The sequence below is a fragment of the Exiguobacterium aurantiacum DSM 6208 genome (genome assembly GCF_000702585.1).
In the GTDB taxonomy this organism is placed as follows: Bacteria; Bacillota; Bacilli; order Exiguobacteriales; family Exiguobacteriaceae; genus Exiguobacterium; species Exiguobacterium aurantiacum.
In genome coordinates this window covers 2,725,052-2,747,804 of sequence record NZ_JNIQ01000001.1, presented here as the reverse complement: position 1 = coordinate 2,747,804, position 22,753 = coordinate 2,725,052, and the positions used below count along the sequence as shown (strand labels likewise).

General features: G+C 52.6%; 23 protein-coding genes and 1 pseudogene. 13 read left to right on the top strand and 11 right to left on the bottom strand.

Annotation, left to right across the window (positions count from 1 at the left end; translation table 11 throughout):
- Positions 1–38: 38 nt before the first annotated feature.
- Together P398_RS0114475 and P398_RS0114470 are read left to right on the top strand one after the other, a co-directional pair.
- The gene (locus P398_RS0114475; RefSeq protein ID WP_029335903.1) at positions 39–977 is read left to right on the top strand and encodes a DMT family transporter; all 939 of its coding nucleotides are present in this window, start codon (positions 39–41) and stop codon (positions 975–977) included.
- Positions 978–1,110: 133 nt separating this feature from the next.
- Entirely contained in the window at positions 1,111–1,413 is a 303-nt protein-coding gene (locus tag P398_RS0114470) for a hypothetical protein (protein WP_024371618.1), read from the top strand.
- A gap of 38 nt (positions 1,414–1,451) precedes the next feature.
- Here P398_RS0114470 and P398_RS0114465 read toward each other — a convergent pair whose 3' ends face one another.
- From P398_RS0114465 to yfkAB, 3 genes are read right to left on the bottom strand one after another with little or no spacing between them, the layout of a single operon-like run.
- The gene (locus P398_RS0114465; RefSeq protein WP_029335902.1) at positions 1,452–2,594 is read right to left on the bottom strand and encodes an MFS transporter; all 1,143 of its coding nucleotides are present in this window, start codon (positions 2,592–2,594) and stop codon (positions 1,452–1,454) included.
- Positions 2,595–2,635: 41 nt separating this feature from the next.
- On the bottom strand, positions 2,636–2,830 hold the full coding sequence (locus P398_RS0114460; RefSeq protein ID WP_024371616.1) for a hypothetical protein: 195 nt from the start codon (positions 2,828–2,830) through the stop codon (positions 2,636–2,638).
- A 52-nt stretch (positions 2,831–2,882) separates the two neighbouring features.
- A complete protein-coding gene (gene yfkAB / locus P398_RS0114455; protein ID WP_024371615.1) occupies positions 2,883–3,989 on the bottom strand; it encodes a radical SAM/CxCxxxxC motif protein YfkAB in 1,107 nt (368 codons plus the stop codon).
- 85 nt (positions 3,990–4,074) lie between these two features.
- Between yfkAB and P398_RS0114450 the strand changes: the two genes are divergently transcribed.
- From P398_RS0114450 to P398_RS0114440, 3 genes are all read left to right on the top strand, one after another.
- Positions 4,075–4,272 carry a hypothetical protein gene (locus P398_RS0114450; protein ID WP_024371614.1) on the top strand — a complete coding sequence of 66 codons (198 nt, stop codon included), beginning with the start codon at positions 4,075–4,077 and terminating at the stop codon, positions 4,270–4,272.
- A gap of 6 nt (positions 4,273–4,278) precedes the next feature.
- Complete coding sequence (rlmD, locus tag P398_RS0114445; protein WP_029335900.1) at positions 4,279–5,655, top strand: 23S rRNA (uracil(1939)-C(5))-methyltransferase RlmD; 1,377 nt, start codon at positions 4,279–4,281, stop codon at positions 5,653–5,655.
- A 91-nt stretch (positions 5,656–5,746) separates the two neighbouring features.
- Entirely contained in the window at positions 5,747–6,154 is a 408-nt protein-coding gene (locus P398_RS0114440; protein ID WP_029335899.1) for a cytidine deaminase, read from the top strand.
- 60 nt (positions 6,155–6,214) lie between these two features.
- Here P398_RS0114440 and P398_RS16670 read toward each other — a convergent pair.
- Both P398_RS16670 and P398_RS0114425 read right to left on the bottom strand, forming a co-directional pair.
- Positions 6,215–7,785, bottom strand: a protein-coding gene (locus P398_RS16670; protein WP_115336708.1) for an IS3 family transposase whose coding sequence is annotated in 2 segments (ribosomal slippage) — positions 6,215–7,134 and positions 7,134–7,785 — 1,572 coding nt in all. Because the reading frame shifts where the segments join, the coding sequence is not laid out codon by codon here.
- Between the two features lie 88 nt (positions 7,786–7,873).
- Positions 7,874–8,074, bottom strand: coding sequence for a hypothetical protein (locus tag P398_RS0114425; protein WP_029335894.1), 201 nt, complete (start codon positions 8,072–8,074; stop codon positions 7,874–7,876).
- Positions 8,075–8,198: 124 nt separating this feature from the next.
- On the opposite strand from P398_RS0114425, the gene P398_RS0114420 reads away from it, so the two are divergent.
- Positions 8,199–8,486 carry a hypothetical protein gene (locus P398_RS0114420; protein ID WP_029335893.1) on the top strand — a complete coding sequence of 96 codons (288 nt, stop codon included), beginning with the start codon at positions 8,199–8,201 and terminating at the stop codon, positions 8,484–8,486.
- A gap of 109 nt (positions 8,487–8,595) precedes the next feature.
- Here the strand turns inward: P398_RS0114420 and P398_RS0114415 are convergent.
- The 6 genes and pseudogenes from P398_RS0114415 to P398_RS0114390 form a co-directional block, all read right to left on the bottom strand.
- Positions 8,596–8,724, bottom strand: a pseudogene (locus P398_RS0114415) (transposase); the annotation flags it as partial.
- Between the two features lie 235 nt (positions 8,725–8,959).
- Complete coding sequence (locus P398_RS0114410; protein WP_029335889.1) at positions 8,960–10,351, bottom strand: sensor histidine kinase; 1,392 nt, start codon at positions 10,349–10,351, stop codon at positions 8,960–8,962.
- Positions 10,348–11,037, bottom strand: coding sequence for a response regulator transcription factor (locus P398_RS0114405; RefSeq protein ID WP_024372380.1), 690 nt, complete (start codon positions 11,035–11,037; stop codon positions 10,348–10,350). The genes P398_RS0114410 and P398_RS0114405 overlap by 4 nt, the downstream gene beginning before the upstream one ends.
- Before the next feature lie 168 nt (positions 11,038–11,205).
- A complete protein-coding gene (locus tag P398_RS0114400) occupies positions 11,206–11,772 on the bottom strand; it encodes a GNAT family N-acetyltransferase (protein WP_024372381.1) in 567 nt (188 codons plus the stop codon).
- 177 nt (positions 11,773–11,949) lie between these two features.
- On the bottom strand, positions 11,950–13,104 hold the full coding sequence (locus P398_RS0114395; RefSeq protein WP_029335887.1) for an amidohydrolase: 1,155 nt from the start codon (positions 13,102–13,104) through the stop codon (positions 11,950–11,952).
- 16 nt (positions 13,105–13,120) lie between these two features.
- Complete coding sequence (locus tag P398_RS0114390; RefSeq protein WP_024372383.1) at positions 13,121–14,029, bottom strand: TIGR01777 family oxidoreductase; 909 nt, start codon at positions 14,027–14,029, stop codon at positions 13,121–13,123.
- Between the two features lie 158 nt (positions 14,030–14,187).
- Here P398_RS0114390 and recX point away from each other — a divergent pair, with 158 nt between their 5' ends.
- The 7 genes from recX (at position 14,188) to P398_RS0114355 (ending at position 22,638) form a co-directional block, all read left to right on the top strand.
- The gene (recX, locus tag P398_RS0114385) at positions 14,188–15,000 is read left to right on the top strand and encodes a recombination regulator RecX (RefSeq protein ID WP_029335886.1); all 813 of its coding nucleotides are present in this window, start codon (positions 14,188–14,190) and stop codon (positions 14,998–15,000) included.
- 49 nt (positions 15,001–15,049) lie between these two features.
- Positions 15,050–16,690, top strand: a complete 1,641-nt coding sequence (locus tag P398_RS0114380; RefSeq protein WP_051638924.1) for an L-lactate permease — start codon at positions 15,050–15,052, stop codon at positions 16,688–16,690.
- A gap of 316 nt (positions 16,691–17,006) precedes the next feature.
- Positions 17,007–18,731: an ABC transporter ATP-binding protein gene (locus tag P398_RS0114375; protein ID WP_024372386.1), complete on the top strand. Its 1,725-nt coding sequence runs from the start codon at positions 17,007–17,009 to the stop codon at positions 18,729–18,731.
- Positions 18,732–18,754: 23 nt separating this feature from the next.
- Positions 18,755–20,800 carry an ABC transporter ATP-binding protein gene (locus P398_RS0114370; protein WP_029335883.1) on the top strand — a complete coding sequence of 682 codons (2,046 nt, stop codon included), beginning with the start codon at positions 18,755–18,757 and terminating at the stop codon, positions 20,798–20,800.
- Positions 20,801–20,813: 13 nt separating this feature from the next.
- Positions 20,814–21,989, top strand: a complete 1,176-nt coding sequence (locus P398_RS0114365) for an RNA-splicing ligase RtcB (RefSeq protein WP_029335881.1) — start codon at positions 20,814–20,816, stop codon at positions 21,987–21,989.
- Between the two features lie 68 nt (positions 21,990–22,057).
- Positions 22,058–22,372, top strand: coding sequence for a YfhH family protein (locus P398_RS0114360; protein WP_024372389.1), 315 nt, complete (start codon positions 22,058–22,060; stop codon positions 22,370–22,372).
- Positions 22,369–22,638 carry a YfhJ family protein gene (locus P398_RS0114355; RefSeq protein ID WP_024372390.1) on the top strand — a complete coding sequence of 90 codons (270 nt, stop codon included), beginning with the start codon at positions 22,369–22,371 and terminating at the stop codon, positions 22,636–22,638. The genes P398_RS0114360 and P398_RS0114355 overlap by 4 nt, the downstream gene beginning before the upstream one ends.
- Positions 22,639–22,753: the final 115 nt, after the last annotated feature.

The window sequence follows — 22,753 nt, the reverse complement described above, 5'->3', positions numbered from 1 at the left end:
ACAACTCACAAACTAAAAGATTAAGGAGATTTCGTGTCATGCCCAACTTGTTTCAACGGCCTTGGACCGTTACATTATTGGCGTTGTTTAATACATTTTTATGGGGAAGCGCCTTCCCGTTCATCAAACTAAGCTACGAAGAACTTGAAATCGGGGCGGATGAGTACGGACAACAATTGATCTTTGCCGGTGAACGTTTCTTGCTCGCCGGGCTATTGCTGTTGTTGATCAGTCGGACCGTCTTTAAGCGTCCCATCCGTTTGACGGTCGGGCGTGTGAAAGCCTACGCGCATCTCGGTGCGTTTTTGACGTTTCTACAATACTTGTTTTTTTACGTCGGATTGTCGCTGTCGACGGGGGTTCAAGGATCGATCATCGCCGGGTCGACTTCGTTCTTCCAAATGGCACTCGCTCACTTTCGTTATGAAGACGACAGGTTGAACCGTTTGAAAGGGATCGCGCTCACACTCGGGTTCTCTGGCATCGTCATCGCGAACTGGCCATCGGCGAGTTCAGAGATCGGTTTTGGGGTCGGCGAGATTTTGCTCATTCTAGCGATGATCTCAGGGGCGTTTGGTAACTTGATCGCAAAAGATTACTCGCGTAGCCATGACGTCGCACCGATGACGGCTTGGGCGATGGTCATTGGCTCGCTCGGACTGCTTGTCGTCGGCGTGATGCTTGACCCGAGCGGCGTCTTCTTGCCATACACGATGAAGACTTACCTGTTCTTGCTCTACTTGGCTCTTTTATCCGCAATCGGGTTCACGTTATGGAACACGCTGATGAAACATAACCCGGTCAGCCGTGTGTCGCTCTATATGTTCTTTGTTCCCTTGTTCGGGGTGTTGCTATCGAATGTCATGCTCGGAGAAACAATTCCGTGGAACGCACTCGTTGGATTATTGTTCGTCGTCGCCGGTATTTACTTGTCCACTTACTTCCAAGGCCGCAAACGCGGCCCTGTGAGCAAATGACAGAGAGACGCGGTTGACGAAAATGTGTTCTCATGGCAAAATATATTAAAAATTCTGAATTCTTTCAGTTCACTGTCGGTCTTCGTCGTAAAGACTTGCGTACACAGATTGGTAAAGGAAGGAGGAAGGGAACGTGACGAGAAACCATATTGTCCGCAACATACTCGTCTCGCGTCAGCCGCGTGATGAGTACGTCAAGTACGTGATGAAGTGCGTGAGTCGGGGGTTGAAAGAGCACCATGATCAAGTGGATGCGCGCGCCGTGCGGCAAGGTGACGACATCCAGACGAAGTGGCAAATCAACGACCGGATTATCGAGGTGACGCTCAAGTCAGACGTATTAGCCACACTTGAGACAGAACCGTTCGCGCTCGATGAAGTGTTCATTCAGGCGTTCGAGCGAAATGACGTCCGCGTCGGTCCGGCGAGAGAATAAACGACAAGGGATGGGGCTCCTGAGAGCACCATCCCTTTTTATATATCGATCGGTTTGGCTTTGGCCGTGAACAGACTGACGGCGAGGATGCCGAGAATGAGTGCGTACATGAGGAAGTACACGTCTTTTGGCAAACTGATCCAAAACGCCCCAATCATCGGTCCACTAATCGATCCGACGCTGAATGCGATGCTATAGAGCATATTCCCCGTCGGTAAAAGCGAACGCGGCAACACTTCGGTCATATGGGCGAGGCCAAGAGAATAGGTTGACCCGAGGCCGGCACCCGCTAAAGCGAACAAGACGAGCAGCCAGGCGTAATGGTCGACGGCCAAGTTCGCGAGCGCGAACAACAACGTGCCGAGCGTCAACACGATTTGCAGGATCCGTTTCTTCCCGAAATGGTCGGCGAGGCGGCCGAGCGGGAGTTGGACCGCGATGGATGCCACGATGAACGTCGTAATGAGCGTACTCGTCTGGGCGAGGCCGATGTCGTTTCGGACTGTAAAGATAGGCAAGTTCGCGTTTAGGCTCGCTTCGAGAAAACCGTATGTAAAGGCAGGGAGAAGCGTATACCCGGCACCGATCAAGACGAGCCGGATTCGTCCGGTCGAATCGGTCTTCACTTTCTCGGCTTCAGGAAATTCGTTCTCCACTTTAAAGATGAAGAAGAGTGAGGCGAGACAGAAGAAGATCAAGACGAGGAACGGTAACCAAAAATGAATGTCGACGAGCGGCGCGATGAGCGGACCGACCGCGAAGCCGAGACTGAACGACATGCCGTAATACGCCATCGCCCGGCCGAGACTGCGCTTTTCGCTCACGGACGTCACCCATACTTGTGAGCCGTAATGGAGCGCGGAGTCACCAAAACCGATGACGAAGCGCATGACGGCCCAGGCGAGAAGCGTCGGCCAAAGCGGTAAGAAGAACGTCGCGAGCGCCGTCAAGACGATGCCTAAGACGATGGTCGGCCGGAACCCGTATTTGCGGACGAACCGTTCGAGCAGCGGCGCCGAGACGATGACGCCGAGATAGAGCATCGTGGCGTTCAGGCCATTCAGCCACGCGGAGTTCCCGTCGCGTTCGATGAGCGTTGACAACAGCGGGATGAGCGCCCCTTGAATCAAACCGGAAATAAATACGATGAGCAATAAAATCGAAAAACGAAACCGTTGCATAGTTCACCTCGTCGTCACATAGTAAAAAGCTGAGAAGGTTCTCAGCTTTTTGTTTCGTCAATCGGTTGGGAGAGATGGTTCAAATGTAAGAGCTCGTCGTCCCAACTGCCTTGACTAAAGACTTCATCACGGTCTACTTTGTCTGAAACGAATGCGGCTGTCAATAAGATGCTAAGCACACCACCGAAAATGATGATGGCCATGACGGTGATCATGAATACATAGATGGCAGTCATCTCATACACCTCGATTCGGTTTATATAGTAAATATTTCCCGATGTGAAGGAATCAAAACGGGTCGGCGACACGTTTTTGGAAGTCGATGTTCGGATAATAGGCTTGTTTGACGAGGGCGTTCGGTCCGAGACATTTCACGGCCGGGCAATGACAAGACAACGTCGCGTTCAAGGCGCTGTTCGTCCACGTCTCATACGCCTCTTGAAACGAAGTATCATACAGTGTCCCGAGTGATCCAAGCTCGTCGCCGAAATCGGTGACGATAATCTCGCCGTCGAATATGTTCGTGTTCAGGCGTGAACGACCATCTGGGTCGTTTCGGACGGTGACGTTCTTCGCTTCATGCAGCCGCTTCAACAAGGCTCGGTCTTCCGGTAAGTCGGAACACGCATAAAACGGTAACGTACCGAATAACATCCAGACGTTTTCGTCGCGCGCGTCGAGCAGGTCGTGGATGGCTTTCCGAATGTCCGGGAGCGAGGCCGATTCGAGCGCACTCGCAAAATCGGCGGGGTACATCGGGTGCACCTCCATACGCTGACAGCCGAGCGAGACGATTTCCTCATGAATCGCCTTCAAATGGGGGATCGTCCGCTTGTTGAGCATCGTCTCGGCCGAAACGATGATGCCTTCTGACGTGAGCGCCCGGGCGTTATCTTTCATCGTCTGGAGCATCTTCAAGCGTGCCGCCTCACTCGGTTTTCGATCCATCATCGCAAAGCCGCCTTCTAAAAAGTCGGCGTCCGTTCCCCAGTTATGCGAAATGTGCAAAACGTCGAGGTAAGGGGTAATAAGATGGTAGCGAGACAACGGCAACGTCAAGTTCGAATTGATTTGCGTTCGTGCCCCGCGTTCCTTGGCATATTTGAGCAGCGGCACGACGTAGTTGCGGACCGATTTCATCGATAGCATCGGTTCGCCGCCTGTAATCGAGAACGCACGTAAGTGTTCAATCTCGTCGAGACGCGAGATGAGCAGTTCGAGGGGAACTTCAGGCGTTTCGGTCTGGTCGAGCATATAGCCGACGGCACAGTGTTCGCAGCGCATGTTGCATAGTTTGGTCGTCGTCACTTCGACGTTCGAAAGGACGAGGCGACCGAACTCGGTTTGATCGAGGTACGCTTCCCACGGATCAAACGTTGTCGAGATGTTTTGCATGTTGATTCCACCTTTTCATCTAGTCACACGAAATAGTATGCTATAATAACAACTCTTTGTCACGAACTAAAGGAGCGATCATGAGATGGGTAAATCACGAACCGATACGGCAGGAAAAATGAATGTGTTGAAATCGAGAACGGAATTGCTCTGTCTGTCAGTCAATACGTTGGACGAGCACACGACGCCAGAGGATTTGCATCGCCTGTTAGCTGACATTGATTCCTTACGTGCGAAAGTCGTACGTTACGCCAAAGATTTAGAACAAGGATCGAAAGGATGAAACACATTGAAACTGATCGTAGGAGATTATAAGAGCGTCACCGCCGAACGTCTCGGAATTAACGGGGAAGGAATAGCGACCATCAATCGGATGGTCGTCTTTATTCCGAACTTGTTGCCGGGCGAAGAGGCGAAAGTCGAAATCACACGCGTCGAACGCAACTATGCCGAGGCTCGTGTCGTCAAGCGCGACAACGCGTCAAAAGACCGCGTCAAACCGCCGTGCCCAATCTATGACGAGTGTGGGGGCTGTCAGATTCAGCATATGAGCCCACGCCTGCAAATGGAGTATAAAGAAGAAATTGTTCGCAACGCGTTCCGTCAAAAGACGAAGCTGAACGTCGACAAGTCGGACATTCGCCCGACAAAAGGGATGGAAGACCCGTGGTACTACCGAAACAAATCCCAGTTCCCACTCAGCGTCCGTCGTGGTGAGATCGTATCAGGTCTCTATAAACCGAACTCGAACACGCTCGTCCCGATTGAACATTGTATGGTCCAACAGCGCGACACGACGAACATCAATAACGCCATCGTCCGCATCTTGAACGAACTCGACATCCCGGTGTACGATGCTCGTCGGGATACTGGCTTTGCCCGTACTGTGGTCGTCCGTTCAGGTTATAAGACGAACGACGTCCAAGTCGTCCTCGTCGTCGGTCATGAGGACGTGCCGGACTTAGACGAACTCAGTGACCGCATCATGGCGTTACCGAACGTCGTCTCGTTCCATTTGAACATCAACTCGAACCGTTCAGGTGTCATCTTCGGCTATCGCACCATCCACATCGCCGGACAAGAGAAGATGGACGAACAACTCGACGACGTCCATTACCACTTGTCGCCACGCGCATTCTTCCAACTGAACCCGGCCCAGACCGAGGTCATGTACCGTGAAGTCGTCGAGGCGGCCGCGTTGACGGGTGAAGAACGTGTCATCGACGCGTATGCCGGCGTCGGGTCAATCGGGCTTTGGCTCGCGCCGCATGCCAAAGAAATCCGCGGAATGGAAGTCGTCCCGGAAGCGGTCGAAGACGCTAACGCCCACATGCGTGAGAACGGGTTCAACCATGCGACGTACGTCGAAGGCCGGGCCGAGCACTGGATCCCGCGTTGGGTGAAAGACGGATGGATCCCTGACGTCATCGTCGTCGACCCGCCACGGACCGGAGTGGACCACCAACTGTTGAACGCGATCATTTCTTCGAAAGCACAACGACTCGTCTATGTGTCGTGTAACCCACAGACGCTCGCCCGTGACGCGGACCAACTCATGAAAGCCGGATACAAAGTGAACTACGTCCAACCGTACGACATGTTCCCGCAAACGGCGCACGTCGAGTCGGTCGTCGTCTTCGAGAAGAAGAAAAAGAAAAAATATTGACGGGACGGTGAAAACGCTTGCTAGGAAAGCGTTTTCACGTTATAGTTCAGATGTCAGACTTCTTTTATCAATAGAAGCGGAGGAACATCAGATGATCCCACATGAAAAAGTGCAAGAGCTCGTCCATAAAGCGATTGACGCACGGTCACGCGCCTATACCCCTTACTCGAAGTTCAACGTTGGTGCCGTCGTCATCGATGAGACGGGGAAAGAGATTTCAGGTTGTAACGTCGAGAACGCCTCATACGGTTTGTCGATGTGTGCTGAACGGACGGCCATCTTTAAGGCCGTGTCAGAAGGCAGCAAGACGATCGAGACGGTCGTTGTCGTCGGTGACACGGACGGGCCGATCTCACCGTGTGGCGCCTGCCGCCAAGTCATCGCCGAGTTTGCGGGCGACGACTTCACGTTGATTTTGGCGAACATGGCCGGAGACACGAAAGTAATGACAAAAGAAGAGATGCTTCCATACGGCTTCTCGCCAAAAGATTTAACGTAAAAGGATGCGGCCGATGAACTGCTCCCCGTCAAGTAGACAGGGCAAATAATGAAAACCAGCCTAGGCGGCTTGAGACCTGTATTCGACAGGGCTTAAGCCGTTTAGTCGTTTCTGGAAACGATCGTGGTTGTAGAACGATATGTAGTTCTCGATGGCTCTCGTGAGTTCGTTATAGGCCTGGAACTCACGCAAGTAGTACATCTCCACTTTCAAGGTGCCCCAAAAACTCTCGATTGGGGCGTTGTCGATGCAACGCCCGACCCGGGACATGCTGCGGGTCATTCCCGCGTCTTCTACCATCCGTTTGAACCCTCTCGAAGTATATTGGAACCCTCGGTCGCTATGGATCATCGGACGTGCTCCTGTACGGAGCCCCGCGATGGCTGGCATCATCGTATGGAACACGAGCCTGTTGTTGTTGGACCTCCCGATGCGATAGGCGACGATCGAGCCGTCATACAGGTCGATGATCGCACTCAGATATGCCTTCTTCCCGGCACCGTATTTGAACTCGGTGACGTCGGTGCACCATTTCTCGTCTGGCCGGGACGCACTGAATTCTCGGTTCATCAGGTTCTCGGCCACGTGCTGTGGCGTCGATTTCTTATGTCTCTTCCGCTTCCGGCGGATGATCGATTGGATCCCATGGCTATACATCAAGCGATAGATTCGCTTTTCATTGAATGGGGACAGGCTCTGTTGCCGGCGCAGCCGATTGATGGTCATCGTGATCCGACGGTACCCGTATGTGCCGTTCGCCTGGTCATAGAGTAGACGAATGTCCTCCAGAAGCTTCTCGTTCTCTTCTTGACGCACCGGTATGGTGCGATTCAACCATTTGTAATAGGCCGCCCGTGAGCTGCCGGCGACTCGACAGAGGAGCACGATCGAAAGGGCTTCCTCTTCGTTCAATTCTTTGATGGCGATATATCGTTGCTGTAGCCGTACCTGGCTGATCATGACCTCCTCTCGATCTCCTCCAACTTTTTTAGGAACAGGTTGTCCGCACGAAGAAGTTCGTTCTCAAGCTCCATTTGTCGGATACGGCGCTTAAGCTTCTCTTCTTCACTTAGTTCGTCCTCTGACTTCGTACGCCCACGGCGGTCCAGGAGCGCCTTTGCCCCGTCCGTGTCATACTTTTTGATCCAGCCATAGACCTGGGCATAGGACACCTGAAATTTTTCCGCGGTCTGCTGGTAGTTGCGCCCATTCTCCAAACAATATTTCACGATCTCAAAGCGCTCTTCGAATGTAGTTTTTCTTCCTTTTGTCATAGCTCGACCCATCCCTTTTCTCGAATCTGTTAACTCGCTATGACTAGTATACTTCTCAATCCATCTTTGAAGAACAGACCAACTACTGATGTGATGTTTGGAGAGCACCTCCATTCTAGTGAACCCATCGAGATAGTCACGGACGGCCGCGATTTTCCGTTCCTTGGTGTAAGATCTCCATGCCTTCGATTCCTTCAACGCATCGATCCCGCCGGTATCGAATTTCACTTTCCACACCTGGAGGGTGTACCTAGAGACGCCATGAGCCTCCATGATTTCCTTCCAAGTATATGTCTCTTCTTCCATCATGCGCAGCGCACTCAATTTTTGTTCGATCGTATGCCGACTTCTCGCCATAAAAAAACACTCCCCAATCAGATAAACAGATTTGTTATTTCATCTGTCTACCTATTGGGGAGCATATCACGAGCCGCATCCTTTTACGTTAGTCATATTTTTTCTCGCTGACGGAGTCGTTTTTGGAGTGTCGCTTTCGTTTCTCGTCTTTTACTTCTTGGTTCAGTTCCTCGACTGGGATTGGATCGACCGTCTCCATCCCTTCTTGATCGAAGATGCTGTCTTTGTCCGTATCGACGGCGTCCGGGTTGTCGAAGCGACGCTTAAATGGTTGATTCTGCTTTTTCATTCGTCTCGCCTCCTTGTTTCTCTGTTATTCCACTTTCCGTTTTCGTGTAAACGCTTCACGAAATGGTTTCGATTTGAAACAATGGTGGAATTATCCGTACATAGTCACTAAGGAGGGGTAACGTATGGATAAGAAAGTTTTAATGGGCATCGTGCTCGGTGTCGCCGGTGCCGCGCTCGTAGCACCGAAAGTGGCGGCCTTGTTGACACAAGACCGTGATGAGGATACATGGAGCAAGATGGACCGGATGGAGAGCGTCGATTCGGATAAGGACGAGGCCGAGGAAGGGCTCACTCAACTCGATTCGAACCACCGGGCCGAGTGGCAAGCGAACGGCTTCCCGCAGACGCACGCCGAGCGTGAGCGTCTCATGAACGAATCGGAAGAAACGTTCAAAGGCCAAGACATATAAAAAAGGCAGCCGCGGCTGCCTTTCAGATTGAAGACAAAGTCACGTTTCAGGCGAACTGAAACGTGACTTTTTCGTTTTCGGGCCTTGAGGTGCTCTGCCCGAGACCCTGTCAGCCTGCCATCTTCTTGAGATTGAGGGCAGCAAAGGTGAGCATCGCCTGCATTGAAACTTTTTCAAGTCCTCGGTAACGGGTCCAACGCATGCCATGCTTCTCTTTTGCGTTCGCGAACACGCGCTCGTCTAGCGTGACCATCTCCAATTGTGTTCGATTGGTTTCCAATTCTGTTGATTACCTGATCGTTCGATTCGCCCCCATGACGGGTTCTCTACCTCTCATTATAAAACAGGGACGAGGGTACGAAAAGAGGGATTGATGCGTGGACCGACCAAGCGAGCTGTGCCCGGTCGAGAAAACAAAAAAACTGCAGACAATGTTTTGTCTACAGTCTGATAGTCAGCCGCAGCTGCCTTTTTTATATGTCGAATTCGTTATCCGGTAGCAGTGGCAGGCCGAGTGTGACCGTCGTGCCTTGACCTACTTCGGAAGCGAAATGAATCGAGCCTCCGTGACGTTCCATGATGTGTTTGGCGATGGCGAGGCCTAAACCGGTGCCGCCGTCTTCTCGCGTCCTTGACTTGTTGACGCGGTAGAACCGTTCCGTCAATTTGTCGAGGTCTTCTTTCGGGATGCCTCGGCCTTCATCACGAATCTCGGTGATGGCATACCCTTCCTCGGCGAATGTCTTCACATGAATCGATTTGCCGGCCTCCGTATACCGCAACGCGTTATCGAGCAAATTCCCGACGACTTGTTCGAGGCGGTCGTGGTCCCCGAGGATGATGAGCTCGAAATCGAGGTCCGTCTGAATCGTGACGCCTTTTGCCTGTGCGATCGGCTCGAACCGGTAGAGCACGTCCTCGAGCACTTGTGAATAGACGACCGGTTCTTTCGTCATCGGGTAAGAGTCACGTTCGAGTTGGGCGAGGTCGAGCAAGTCGGTGACGAGTCGTTGCAAGCGATTCGTCTCGTTCTCGATAATCTCGTAATACTGTTTCCGTGTCTTCTCATCGATCGCCGGGTCTTGGAGCATCTCGGTATATCCACGAATATAGGAGAGCGGGGTGCGAAGCTCGTGGCTGACGTTCGCCAAAAACTCCTTCCGTTGCTCTTCGACGAGACCGAGCGATTCGGCCATCCGGTTGAGCGTCTCGGCGAGCTCACCGATCTCATCATCATAATAGATGGGGATACGGTGTGAGAAGTCGCCTTTGGCATACACTTGGGACGCCCGTTTCATCTGAATGAGCGGCTGGATGATCGTATCGATGATTTGTGTGCCGAAAATGAGCAAGTTGACGATCATGAGAATGAGCAAGAACGTGATCATGAGCCGGATCGGCTGAAACGGCTCGCTGATTTTACTCAGCTCCATGTAAAGGATGAGCGCGTTGTCGAGTTCACCGTCACGGATGAGCGGGAAGGCGGACATGAGAATATCGACATCCTCGGTCGGGTGTTTGCGTGTGACCGAGATGGCGTAGCCGTCTTGCAGGCGTGCCAGGTCTTGTTCCCGTAAAAACGTTTTGCCGGAACCGAGGCCATCTTCTTTGACAGAAGATAAAAACACTTTCGTCTCGGTCAGTTCGTTCGTGTACGTCATACTGTCCGAGAACGCGTCGGAGAACCCGTCGGCTTTGTAGATCGTGACGAGTTTCTCCCCGCGGTTGATGAGCAGCTCTTCTTGCGTCTGGATGTAGAACTTGTCGTACAAGTAAAACGTCATGATGATGAACACGAACGCGGAGAAGAGGCTGGCTGTCCAGATGGTGATCCAAATCCGCTTCCGGATCGTGTATTGCTTCATACGTTCGCCTCGAACTTATAGCCGATCCCCCAGACTGTTTGAATATAGCCGCCCGCTTCCCCGAGTTTGAGGCGGAGCGTTTTAATGTGCGTATCGACCGTCCGGAGGTTGCCGTGGTACTCGGTTCCCCAAATCTGGTCGAGCAATTGTTCCCGAGAGAACACTTTATCTTCGTTCGTGATGAACAAGTACAGAAGGTCGAACTCTTTTCGAGTCAAGTTGACGGTTTTTCCTTTGACGCTGACGGCCCGGCCCTCGATGTCGATCGATAACACCCCGACGTCGAACGTCGCTTCCTGCTCTTTCGAGAAGTTGTGCGTTCGGCGAAGTGTCGCTTCGATGCGGGCGAGCAACTCACGAGGGCTGAACGGCTTGGTGATGTAGTCGTCCGCGCCGATTTTCAAGCCGTGGATCCGATCGAGCTCTTCCGAACGAGCGGTGAGCATGATGATCGGCACGTTCGAGAACTCACGAATGCGCATGCAAGCCGTGAGGCCGTCGAGTTCGGGCATCATGACATCGAGCAGGACAAGATGAAACGACTGTGCTTTTAACAGTTCAATCGCCTCGAGACCGTTCGTCGCGGTGACTGTCTCGTACCCTTCCTTTTCTAAGTTCGAAACGAGCAAATCCCGCATTTGTTCTTCATCATCGGTAACTAAGATACGAAACACTGGTTCTGACATGATTCATTCTCCTTTACAAAACAGTTAACAGGGCGTGTGACAAATCCCTCATACTTCTATCATACCTATCTCTTCGAATTAGAACAGAAATATTCATTGCCGTAAAGTTGTCCTCATGCAATCCACACAAAAACGCCACAAAAAAGCCAATTCTTTGTCAGAATTGGCTTATGCTTCGAGTTGTGCTTCATACGAATGGTCGAATTCAGGCGCATGGAGCGAGTGCAAATACAGTTGGAAGCTCGACTTTGAGACTTCGTAAAGGACGTACTCGACGTCGCCTTGGTTGATCTCTGTGAGTAGTTCAGACCGAATCTCGTTGGCGCAAAACGCGTATGGCAATTTCTCGGCCGCGGCGATGGAACGCTCATTCGATTTTCGGATTTTCAAAAACACACTTTCAATATCAAGCTCGAAGAACAGTTCAGAGAAGAACGTTTCTTTCGCGACTTGATTGTAACCTTTCCCGTGATACGGTTTGCCAAGCCACGTACCGAGGAATCCGTAGCCGGACTCCACATCGAACAAGCTGATCGTCCCGATCGGGGTACCGAACTCGTTCGTGATGGTGCGTGAGATGATATTTCCTTGCTCTTCTAGCTCGATCACTTGCTTCGTGCTAAATAAAAACTCGTCAAAGTGGACCGTCTTTTGACGGACATACGGAAAGACATCTGGGTGTTGCATCAGTTCGAACAACTCCGCGCAGTCGGTGAGCTCACGAAATTTGAGCACCTTTACATTCCTCCTCCTATTTCAGACCGCTGAAGAATAGTCGTAACGAAAGCATACTTCTGGCTTCGCTGTTCGAACCGCCTTGGTTGCTTTATGAAGTTACAAGATAATTTTATATAGATTTTTTAAAAATGCAAGTAAATTATACGTAAAAACGGTTATGAAAAATAATGAAAATCAGTCCATCTCATGATGCGTTCTGGCACGCTCTGTCGCGTAGACGATTTGACCGTTCACAATCGTCATAATCGGCTTCGACATGTAGTCGAGTGGGAAGTGACTCCAGAGCACGAGGTCAGCATCTTTCCCGACTTCGAGCGAGCCGACCCGGTCAGCGACGCCGAGTGATTCGGCCGGGTGAATCGTGATGGCGCGTAGCGCGACATCGACCGGCAGCCCTTCACGCGCGGCGAGTCCGGCACATAGATTCAAGTATTGGACCGGTGTGTACGGATGGTCGGTCGTGATCGAGACGACCATACCGTGCTCGTGGAGGATCCGGTACGTCTCCCACGTCTTGTTTTGAAGCTCGATCTTTGATTTGCGCGTGAACGTCGGTCCGACCGTGACGTGCTTCACCCCGAGTTCGCGCAATTTCTCGGCGACAAGGTGACCTTCCGTGCAATGCTCGATCCGGTAGTCGAGATTGAACTCTTCGGCGAAACGGACGACGGAGAGAATGTCATCGGCGCGGTGAGCATGGACGCGGACCGGCATCTTCCGATCGAGGGCGAGCTGGATCATCTGGCTGCCGAACGTGCCGATCGTCTTCGTCGAGTCGACGGTACGGAACGCCTCACGGAGAAGTCCCATGATCCCCATCCGTGTCAATTCCCCGGTCTTGCCCATGCTATGGATGCGCTTCGGGTTTTCGCCGAGCGCCATCTTGAGTCCGGCATAACGCCTCAGAACCATGTCTTCGATGAAACGGCCGTGCGTTTTGATGACGCTCGTCACGCCACCGATGACGTTCATACTTCCGGGCATGACTTGGACGGTCGTTACCCCGGCCATGAGTGCCTCACGGAAGCCTTCGTCAAGCGGATACACACCGTCGATGGCACGCGCGTGCGGGGTCATCGCTTCAACCGTCTCGTTGGCATCGTTCCCGACCGAGCCGGTTCCTTCGTCATAAAGTCCGAGGTGCGTATGGGCGTCGATAAAACCGGGGAACAAGAAGTTACCTTCCGCCTCGACGACGCTCTCGCCGTCAACCGGGTCGAGCAGTTCAGCCATCTCTACGATTTTTCCGTCGCGGACGCGAAGGTCTCCGTAAAAATGGGGAGCGGTAATCGGATAAATATGGGCGTTGCGAATTAACAAATTACTCACGTGTCGTATGTCCTCCTCAAGTTAAATGTAACAGTTGTTTTAGTGCGGGCTCTAACGTCTCATAGCGGAATTTGAACCCATGGTTGAGCGCTTTCGTCGGGACGACTTTCGCGCCTTCTAAAACGATGACGCTCTTTTCGCCGAGCGCGAGCTTCATGAGCGGGGCCGGGGCAGGGAACCAGTGCGGGCGGTGCATGACGCGGGCGATTGTTTGGCCGAACTCGTCCATCGTGACGGGTGTCGGCGCTGTCCCGTTGACAGGCCCTTCAATCGAGTCGGTCTCGATGACGTGGACGAACAGTCGGACGAGATCGTCTAAATGAATCCATGGGACCCATTGCTCCCCTGAGCCGATCCGGCCGCCCGCGCCGAACGTGTACGGTAACTTCATGAGCGGGAACGCACCGCCGTCATTTGACAAGACGACGCCTGTCCGCATGAAGGCGAGCCGGATGCCCATGTCTTTGATCGGGGCGGCCTCTTGTTCCCAAAGGACGCAAACGTTTCCTAAAAAGTTTGTCCGGTCCGGAAGCGGTGTCGACTCCGCGTAGGTGATCGATCGGTCTTCTCCGTAAATACCGATCGCGGAACCGCTAATGACGACGTTTGGCTTTCGTTTCATATTTTTAATGATACGGACGACTTCTTTCGTTCCGTCGATTCGACTTTGGAGGATGGCCTGCTTTTGTTTATGCGTCCATCGTCCATCATTGATCGAGGCGCCTGCCAAATGGATGAACGCGTCCACGTCTTGGAGCGCGGTTTCGGGATGACTGTTTGGTGTCAACCATTCGACAAAGGAGATGCCCCCTTGCCGCGGGCGTGGATTGCGCGTCAAGACGACGACTTGGTGGCCGGCTTCGGCGAGCGCGCGGACGAGCGGGCGGCCGATGAGCCCGGTCCCGCCTGTGATTGCGATTTTCATGAGTCTCCCTCCAGTATATTGAAGCGATTTCAAAACGGGTATGAGTTCCATAAAGAAAGCGTACCGTTCGTATTGTGAATACCCTTTCTTCTAACTTATCAAAAATCCTTCTTGAGCGGGGAACGTGATATGTTAGAACTAGGAAAAGGAGGGTTTTTGTGAAAATTGCTAAATTTACGACGCAACAAAAAAACAAAGACCGGCTAAACGTCTTCGTCGAGAAAGACGGTAAGGAAGAGTTCGCCTTTGCGATCGATGTCGATGTCTTCATCAAATACGGACTGACGAGAGGGATGGAGCTCGAAGATGATTTTGTCCGTGACGTCCTTCAGGCAGAAGAACAGCAAAAAGCGTATAAAGCAGCCGTCAACTATTTGTCGTACCGAATGCGCTCCGTTTCAGAGGTGCATGACTATCTGGTGAAGAAAGAAGTAAGCGAGACCGCGATCAAACATGTCATCGAACGGTTGAAAGAACAACGATACTTGAACGATGCCGAATTCGCCAAAGCGTACGTTCAAACGAAGTTCAATACGAGTCCGAGTGGACCGATCAAAATCAAGCGGGAACTGGCGCAGCTTCGGATCGACCCGAACACGATCGAAGACGTCATCGCCTCGATTTCACACGAAGACCAGCTCGAAAAGGCCGGAAAGTTCGTAAAAAGGAAACAATTGGAAACAAATCGCCGTTCCGCCACAGAAGTGCAACAAAGAATTCAACAAACCCTAATGCAAAGGGGTTTCACGTTTGATATCATTTCAGAGGCGATTCATACGTTTTGGGAAAACGAGGATGAGGACGTCGAGCTTACGGCCTGTCTGACGCAAGCCGAAAAGTTGAATCGGAAGTATAGCGGGTACGCTGCGTTCGAACGGAAACAGCGCATGAAGATGCAGCTTCGGCGCAAAGGGTTTCCGTACGATGTGATCGAACGAGCCTTAGACAGGCTCGCGGAAGAACAATTGTAATGGGACATCGGTTTACGGTAGGGGAAAAATCTGAAAAGGTGGGTCTACATTGACGATTTTCGAATGGATTACAGCACTGATGCCGATTGTGGCCGTGCTCATCTTATTGGTCATTATGCGTTTACCGGCATCGGTTGCGATGCCACTCTCACTCGTGTTAACAGCACTTCTCGCTTTCTTCGTGTGGCAACTAGATGTCACACAAATCACGGCAGCAATCTTACAAGGACTTGTCATCGCCATCACGGCGGCTTGGATCGTGTACGGTGCGATTGGAATGATGAATACGATGAAGGAAGGCGGCGGAATGAACGCCATCCGCTCCGGATTCGTCACCATCACCCCGGACCCACGAATCCAAGTGCTCATCGTCGGTTGGCTGTTCGTCTCGTTCATTGAAGGAGCATCAGGATTCGGGACGCCGGCAACGGTCGCGGCCCCGCTCCTCATCGCGCTCGGTTTTCCACCGATTGCGGCCGTTGTCATCGCCTTATCGGCCGATGTATCTGCCGTCACGTTCGGTGCGGTCGGGACGCCAGCATTGATTGGGATTGGGAACGGTCTCTCGCTCGACGTGAGCCAGCCTGAGGCGATCGAATTTTTGACGAGTGTCGTCTTGCAGACGGTCCTCATCGACATGGTCGTCGGATTGTTTATCCCGTTCATCTTGATTTTGATGCTGACGCGCTTCTTCAGTAAAGCGAAATCAGTTAAACCGGCATTAGAAGTGTTGCCGATTGCACTCGTCGCGGCGCTCGTCTACAGTGTCCCGGCATATTTGTGGACGCTCGTCCTCGGCTTTGAGTTCGGTGGAATGCTCGGAGGCTTGACCGGTCTCGTCATCTTGGTCGCCATGGCGAAAAAAGGCATTTTGATGCCGAAGCGTGTTTGGACGTTTGACGGTTATGTCGACGAACTTGATGAGCCGCTCGAGCAACCGACCGTCAAAACAGGAAAGCGTGAACTTCCACAGTGGAAAGCTTGGGCACCATACTTGATTTTGACGATTTTCCTCATCTTGACACGTACAGTACCGTTCTTGAATGAATTGACGCGAAGCGTCCGCATCAACCTCCCAGACATTTTAGGGGTGACGGGCATCTCGACGTCATGGGAACCGTTCTACTCACCAGGGTTCATGTTCATCTTGACGATGATCGCGACGTTCTTCTTGCACAACATGAGCTGGTCACAAGTGGCGTCAGTGTTCAAATCGACGACGCTCGGAATCGGTGGGACGTTGATCACACTCGCCGCATCGGTGCCGATGGTCCGGATTTTCATCCACTCGGAAAACGGTGGAGCCGGTCTTGGGTCGATGCCGGTCGAACTCGCCACAGCAGCAGCCGATACGTTCGGCGGTGTCTGGCCGATCGTTGCACCGTGGATCGGGGCGCTCGGGTCGTTCGTGTCCGGATCGGCCACGTTCTCGAACATGATGTTCTCGAGCTTGACGACGAGTGTCGCGGATTCAGTCGGAATGAGTGAGACGCTTGCCTTGTCGATGCAGATGGCAGGGGCGAACGCCGGTAACATGATTTGCGTCTTGAACGTCGTCGCTGTTGCCTCGGTCGCGGGTCTCCTCGGAAAAGAGGGGACGATCATCCGCTACACGCTCATGCCGATGATCTATTACGTCACGGCGACAGGCATTGTCGGAGTCATTCTTGCGACATTCTTCATGAACTAAAAGAAATTACAAAATCTTTACAAAATAATATTGACAATTTTCTGAACAGTCTGCTAAGGTTTTAGTAGATTTTAAAACTATGAAACGAGAGGAGCCAGCATGATGAAGTACATCACAACACTACAACGCACACACACAACATCATATGGCTACTCTTATTTGACTGCTTAAACGGGCAGCTGGATAGGGGTAGTGTCCTTTCCCTGACCATGCAAAAGACTGAAGACTGTCAAGCGCACTTCATCCGATTGGTTGCACAATCAGGTGAGGTGCGCTTTTTTGCGTGCTCGGAAAGGGCGGAAGGGGGAAATCAGTCGTGAAACTGATTAAACAATTGGATTGGTTTATTAAAAGACAAAAACGGACGTATATCATCGCTATCATCTTACTGATCATCACCGGATTCGTCGATATGCTTCCGCCGTGGATCATCGGCCAAGCCATCGATGCGATCCGCGAAGGGAGTCTGACGACGGAGCGACTGATCGTCATCGTCGGGTCGCTCCTCGGGATCATGGTGTTGTCGTACGTCATGTCGTATTTATGGATTGCCCGCCTGTTCGGCACGGCGTTCTTGCTCGAGAAAAAACTACGGGGGCGCTTCTTCGGTCATTTGCTCCGGCAGACGCCGCGGTTTTATCAACAGCATCGCACAGGTGACTTGATGGCGCTCGCGACGAACGATTTGAAAGCGGTGGAACGGACGGCCGGGTTTGGAGTTATGACGCTCGTCGATTCGTTCAACATGACGCTCATCGCCTTGACCATCATGGGGGTGTTCATTGACTGGAAACTGACGCTCGCAGCCCTGTTGCCGATGCCGCTCCTCGCTTGGTCGATGAACAAGCTCGGCCGACAGATCCACGCCCGCTTCACGGCGGCGCAAGACGCGTTCGGCGTCATGAACGATCAAGTCGTCGAGTCGATTTCAGGACTTCGCGTCGTGCGCTCGTTCGTCCAAGAAGAGGCGGACACGAAAAAATTCGACACGATCACGGACGATGTCATGGCGAAAAACATGCACGTCGCCAAAATCGACGTCTTGTTCGAACCGGTCATCAAGTTGCTCGTCGGACTGAGCTATTTGATCGGGCTGTCGTTCGGGACGTATCTCGTCTTCACGAACGACATCACGCTCGGACAACTCGTCTCGTTCAATATTTATTTAGGGATGCTCATTTGGCCGATGTACGCGTTCGGAGAATTGATCAACGTCGTCCAACGAGGCACGGCGAGCCTTGAACGGATCGAGGCCACGATGAATGAAGAGCCGGACGTCGTCTCGAGCGGTTCCGTCGAGATGGAGGCACCGGAGAAAATCACGTTCAAGTCTCTTACGTTCGAGTACCCAGGGGCGAATCGGCCCTCACTCGAGGACATCGTCTTGCACGTTTCGCGCGGCGAGACGATTGGGATCGTCGGACCGACCGGGGCTGGGAAGACGACGCTCTTGCGCCAATTGATCCGTGAGTATCCGATCGATGACTCGCTCCTCATTAACGGTGTACCGATCTCAGACATCAAACTCGAGACGGTTCGGGGTTGGAGCGGCTACGTGTCTCAAGAACATCTATTGTTCTCGAAGACGGTGCGCGACAACATCTTGTTCGGATCGGACGGGGCGACGGAGGCCGAGCTGCAAACGGCAATTCGACTCGCTGCTTTCGACACCGACATCGAACATTTGGAGAACGGACTCGACACAGTTGTCGGGGAGCAAGGCGTCATGCTGTCAGGTGGACAGAAACAACGCCTGTCGATCGCGCGTGCCTTGCTCAAAAACCCAGAAATTTTATTGCTCGACGACTCGCTCTCGGCGGTCGATGCGAAGACGGAAGCTCGTATCATTGACTCGGTGCGCACGAGCCGCGCTGAACAGACGACGTTCATCGTCGCCCATAGATTGTCAGCCGTCGCCCATGCCGACCAGATTCTCGTCTTGCAGGACGGTCGCGTCACGGAACGCGGCACGCACGACCAACTGATGGAACGACGCGGTTGGTACTACGAACAATACGTTCGACAAGGAGAGACGGAGTAATCCGGGAAAAGGGGGAATCTCTCATGATCGATCAATATCAATTAGATCCAGTCCGCAGGAAGAAGACGATTCGCTCACTCGTCGGCTATGCCAAACAAGTGAAGCGCTCCATCATCCTTGGTCTGTTGTTACTCTTTTTAGCGGTCGGTGCGGAACTCGCGGGACCGTATATCGCAAAAATCATCATCGATGACCATATTGTCGCCATCGAGCGCGATTGGGTCCAAGTTGAATCAGGCGGTAGCGTCTCATTCGATGGAAATTCTTATGAGAAAGAATCGAGACTCGACGGGGAGGCGGTCGTAAGACCGGTCTCGATCGTCCAGACGACAGACGGATACTACCTCGTACCGGATGCCGTCATGAACGGGGGTGTCCGTGAAGTTGCCGACGGTGTCCTCACGATCACACGCAGTGAGGAAACAGCGACGTATGCGAATATCGTGCCGCTCTCATCGACCGACGTGTTCCAATTTTATGAAACGGATTTGCGGGCGGTCCTCATCTTATCGGGGCTTTACGTCGTCTTGCTTCTCATCGCGGCCGGGTTGAACTGGGGACAACAGATGCTTCTCCAACGGTCGGCCCATACAATTGTCAAGACGATGCGGCTCGACGTCATGCGGCACTTACAGACGATTCCGGTCCGTTACTTTGACCAGACTCCGATCGGGAAAATTGTCAGCCGTGTCACGAACGACACCGAGACGATTCGCGACTTGTATTTAGGCGTACTCGCGCGCGTGTTCCAAAGTGTCGTCATGATGATCGGTGTTTTGATCGCCATGTTCTTCCTAGACGTGCGCCTCGGCCTCGTCTCGCTCATCATCATCCCGGTCGTCATCGTCTGGATCAAGCTGTTCCAGCGCTTGTCGACTCGAAACAACTTCCGTGTCCGGGCGCTCGTCGCCGACATGAACGCCCAGTTGAACGAGAGCATTCAAACGATGCCGATCATCCAATCGTATGTGAAAGAAGACCTGGTGTATGACGAGTTCAACGAGAAGAACAGCGATAACTTCCAAACACGACGGAAGCTATTAAAACTCGATGCGCTCATGTCGCACAACTTGGTCAACTTCTTCCGCAACATGGCGCTCGCCCTCCTCATTTGGGTCGTCGGTGCACAGACACTCGGAACGGGCAGTGTGCTCACGCTCGGGATACTGTACGCGTATATCGATTACGTGTCACGGATCTTTGAGCCGGTGACGCAAATCATGAACCAGTTGTCGCCGTTGCAACAAGCGCTCGTCTCGGCCGACCGGATGTTCCAACTGCTCGATGAAAAAGGAGAAGACGTGTCAGGCGAACGTATTCCACGCTTTAAAGGAGAGGTCGAATTTAAAGACGTGTCGTTCAGCTATGAGGCCGGCAAGCCGGTGCTGCAACACATCGATATTCATGCTTCTCCGGGCGAGACGATTGCCCTCGTCGGTCATACCGGCAGCGGCAAGAGTTCCATCATGAACTTGCTCATGCGGTTCTATGACCCGTCGGAAGGAACGCTCAACATCGACGGGTTGGACGTGACGAAACTGCCGACGCAGGCCGTCCGTGACCATCTCGGCATCGTATTACAAGACCCGTTCCTCTTTACAGGGTCGATTAAAACGAACGTGACGCTCGGCGACGAGACGATTTCGGACGATCGGATATGGCAAGCGTTGACGGCCGTCGGAGCCGACCGTTTCGTCAAACAGCTGCCACAGGGGCTTGATGAGCCGGTCATCGAGCGCGGTGCCTCGCTCTCGAGCGGGGAACGCCAACTGATCAGCTTTGCCCGTGCCCTCGTCTTCGACCCGGCCATCCTCGTCTTAGACGAGGCGACGGCGAGCGTCGACTCGGAAACGGAAGCGCTCATTCAAGAAGCGCTCAAGACGCTCACGAAAGGGCGGACAACGTTCGTCATCGCTCACCGCTTGTCGACGATTCGTGAAGCCGATCAAATCCTCGTCCTCGACCACGGTCACATCATCGAGCGCGGTAACCATCAGTCGCTCATCGCCTTCGGAGGCGTTTACGCCCGCATGCATGAGCTGCAAAGCAAACAACAATCCATCAGTTGAGAGAGGAGAACGTATGGAGATCATCGGAAAGTATAATCAAGCCAAAGTGTTCAATGAACGGATGGATGATATGACGCGGTCACAGCTGCAGACGCTCGTCGACCAACCGTTCACGAAAGGAGCGACGATTCGAATCATGCCGGACATGCATGCCGGCAAAGGTTCGGTCGTCGGGACGACGATGACGATACACGATAAAGTCGTGCCGAACCTCGTCGGCGTGGACCTCGGATGCGGGATGCTCTGCACTGAGATCAAGGTGAAGCGGATCGATTTTCAACGATTAGATGATGTCATCCGTCAACTCGTACCGAGCGGGATGAATATTCGAGAAGCGGCGCACCCTTATGCGGACGATCTATCATTGGAAGAAGTACGCGCCCCGTTCAAACTCGACCGCGCCTTGCGCTCCGTCGGGACACTTGGTTCGGGCAATCACTTCATTGAAGTGAATGAGGACGGGGGACGGACGTATCTCGTCATCCATTCCGGCTCACGTCATCTCGGGGTTCAAATCGCCAATCATTATCAACAGCGGGCCATCGAACAGATGATGGGGACGGCGGACGTGAAACAGGAGATTGAACGTTTGAAAGCGGCTGGCCGGGAACGTGATATCGCGTCGTACCTCGAGCAAGAGAAGGCGGCTCGCACGAAGTTCCGTGACCTCGCGTACGTCGAAGGAGACGCGATGGCCGATTACATGCATGATGTTCGCATCGCGCAACAGTACGCGGCGGCCAATCGTCTCGCCATGACGGATGTTATTATCGAGGCGATGAACTGGAACGTCGTCGATCAATTCGACACCGTGCACAACTACATCGACCACGAGGCGATGATTCTTCGAAAAGGGGCCATCTCGGCTAAAGACGGAGAGCGCGTCATCATCCCGATGAACATGCGCGACGGCTCCCTCATCTGTACCGGAAAAGGCAACCCGGATTGGAACTTCTCGGGACCGCACGGGGCGGGACGTGTCATGTCTCGGTCGGCGGCACGAAAACGAGTCGATTTCAATGAGTTCAAACAGACGATGAGAGGCGTCTGGTCGACATCTGTTCGACCGTCGACGCTCGACGAGTCGCCATTCGTCTATAAATCGATGAAAGAAATCGTCCGCTATATCGAACCGGCGGTGACGATCGACCAAGTGATCAAACCGCTATACAACTTCAAGGCGAACTGAACATCGTTTCAGTTTCGCCTTTTTCTTTTCTTTGGAAAATCTGATACGCTACAAGTGAGGTGAACGAAATGGAAAAACGATTGAGTGACTTATCGAAGTATGAGCTCGAACAAGAGATTCGGGCGCTCCATGAACGGAAACGCAAAGCCGAGCAAATGGGGATGGTGAGCGAGATTGAGGTCGTGTTGCGTCGCATCGCCATCGCGGAAAGCTATTTGGTCGATCCGAAGTCGTTCAAACCAGGAACGACGTATATCGTCAACTATAACGAACGCCCATTCCGTTTGAAATTCGTCAACGGCGTCATGGGATGGGGGACGTTTGAAGGCGAAGTGATGGAGCATGCGATTCCGCTCTCTGAGCTGTCGGAGGTGACGCCATGAACCGGTCTGAGCAATATGAGCGTCTGGCCAAAATTTTAAAAGAAAAGAACGATGTCCTCAGCGAGCTTGAAGCGTTGACGTGGGTCGAAGTGCTGTGGGAGGATTTTGAAACGACGCTTGCCCGCGCCGGGGAACCGTATCCGGGGGAGGCGAAATCGTTTCAGTACGTCGTCCAACAAATCGATGCGTACGGTCCTCAGCTGCATTTGTTCCAAACGAAAAACGAGAAATTTAAGCATCTGATGTCAAAACGAGACATCCATTAAAATCACGCCACATCGGCGTGATTTTTTACTTGCAAACGTGTTACAGTTGGTTATAATAAAAGGCGCTATTTGTTTGCTTTGTAGTTAAGTATTTATAAACTTTCTTTAGTTGGAA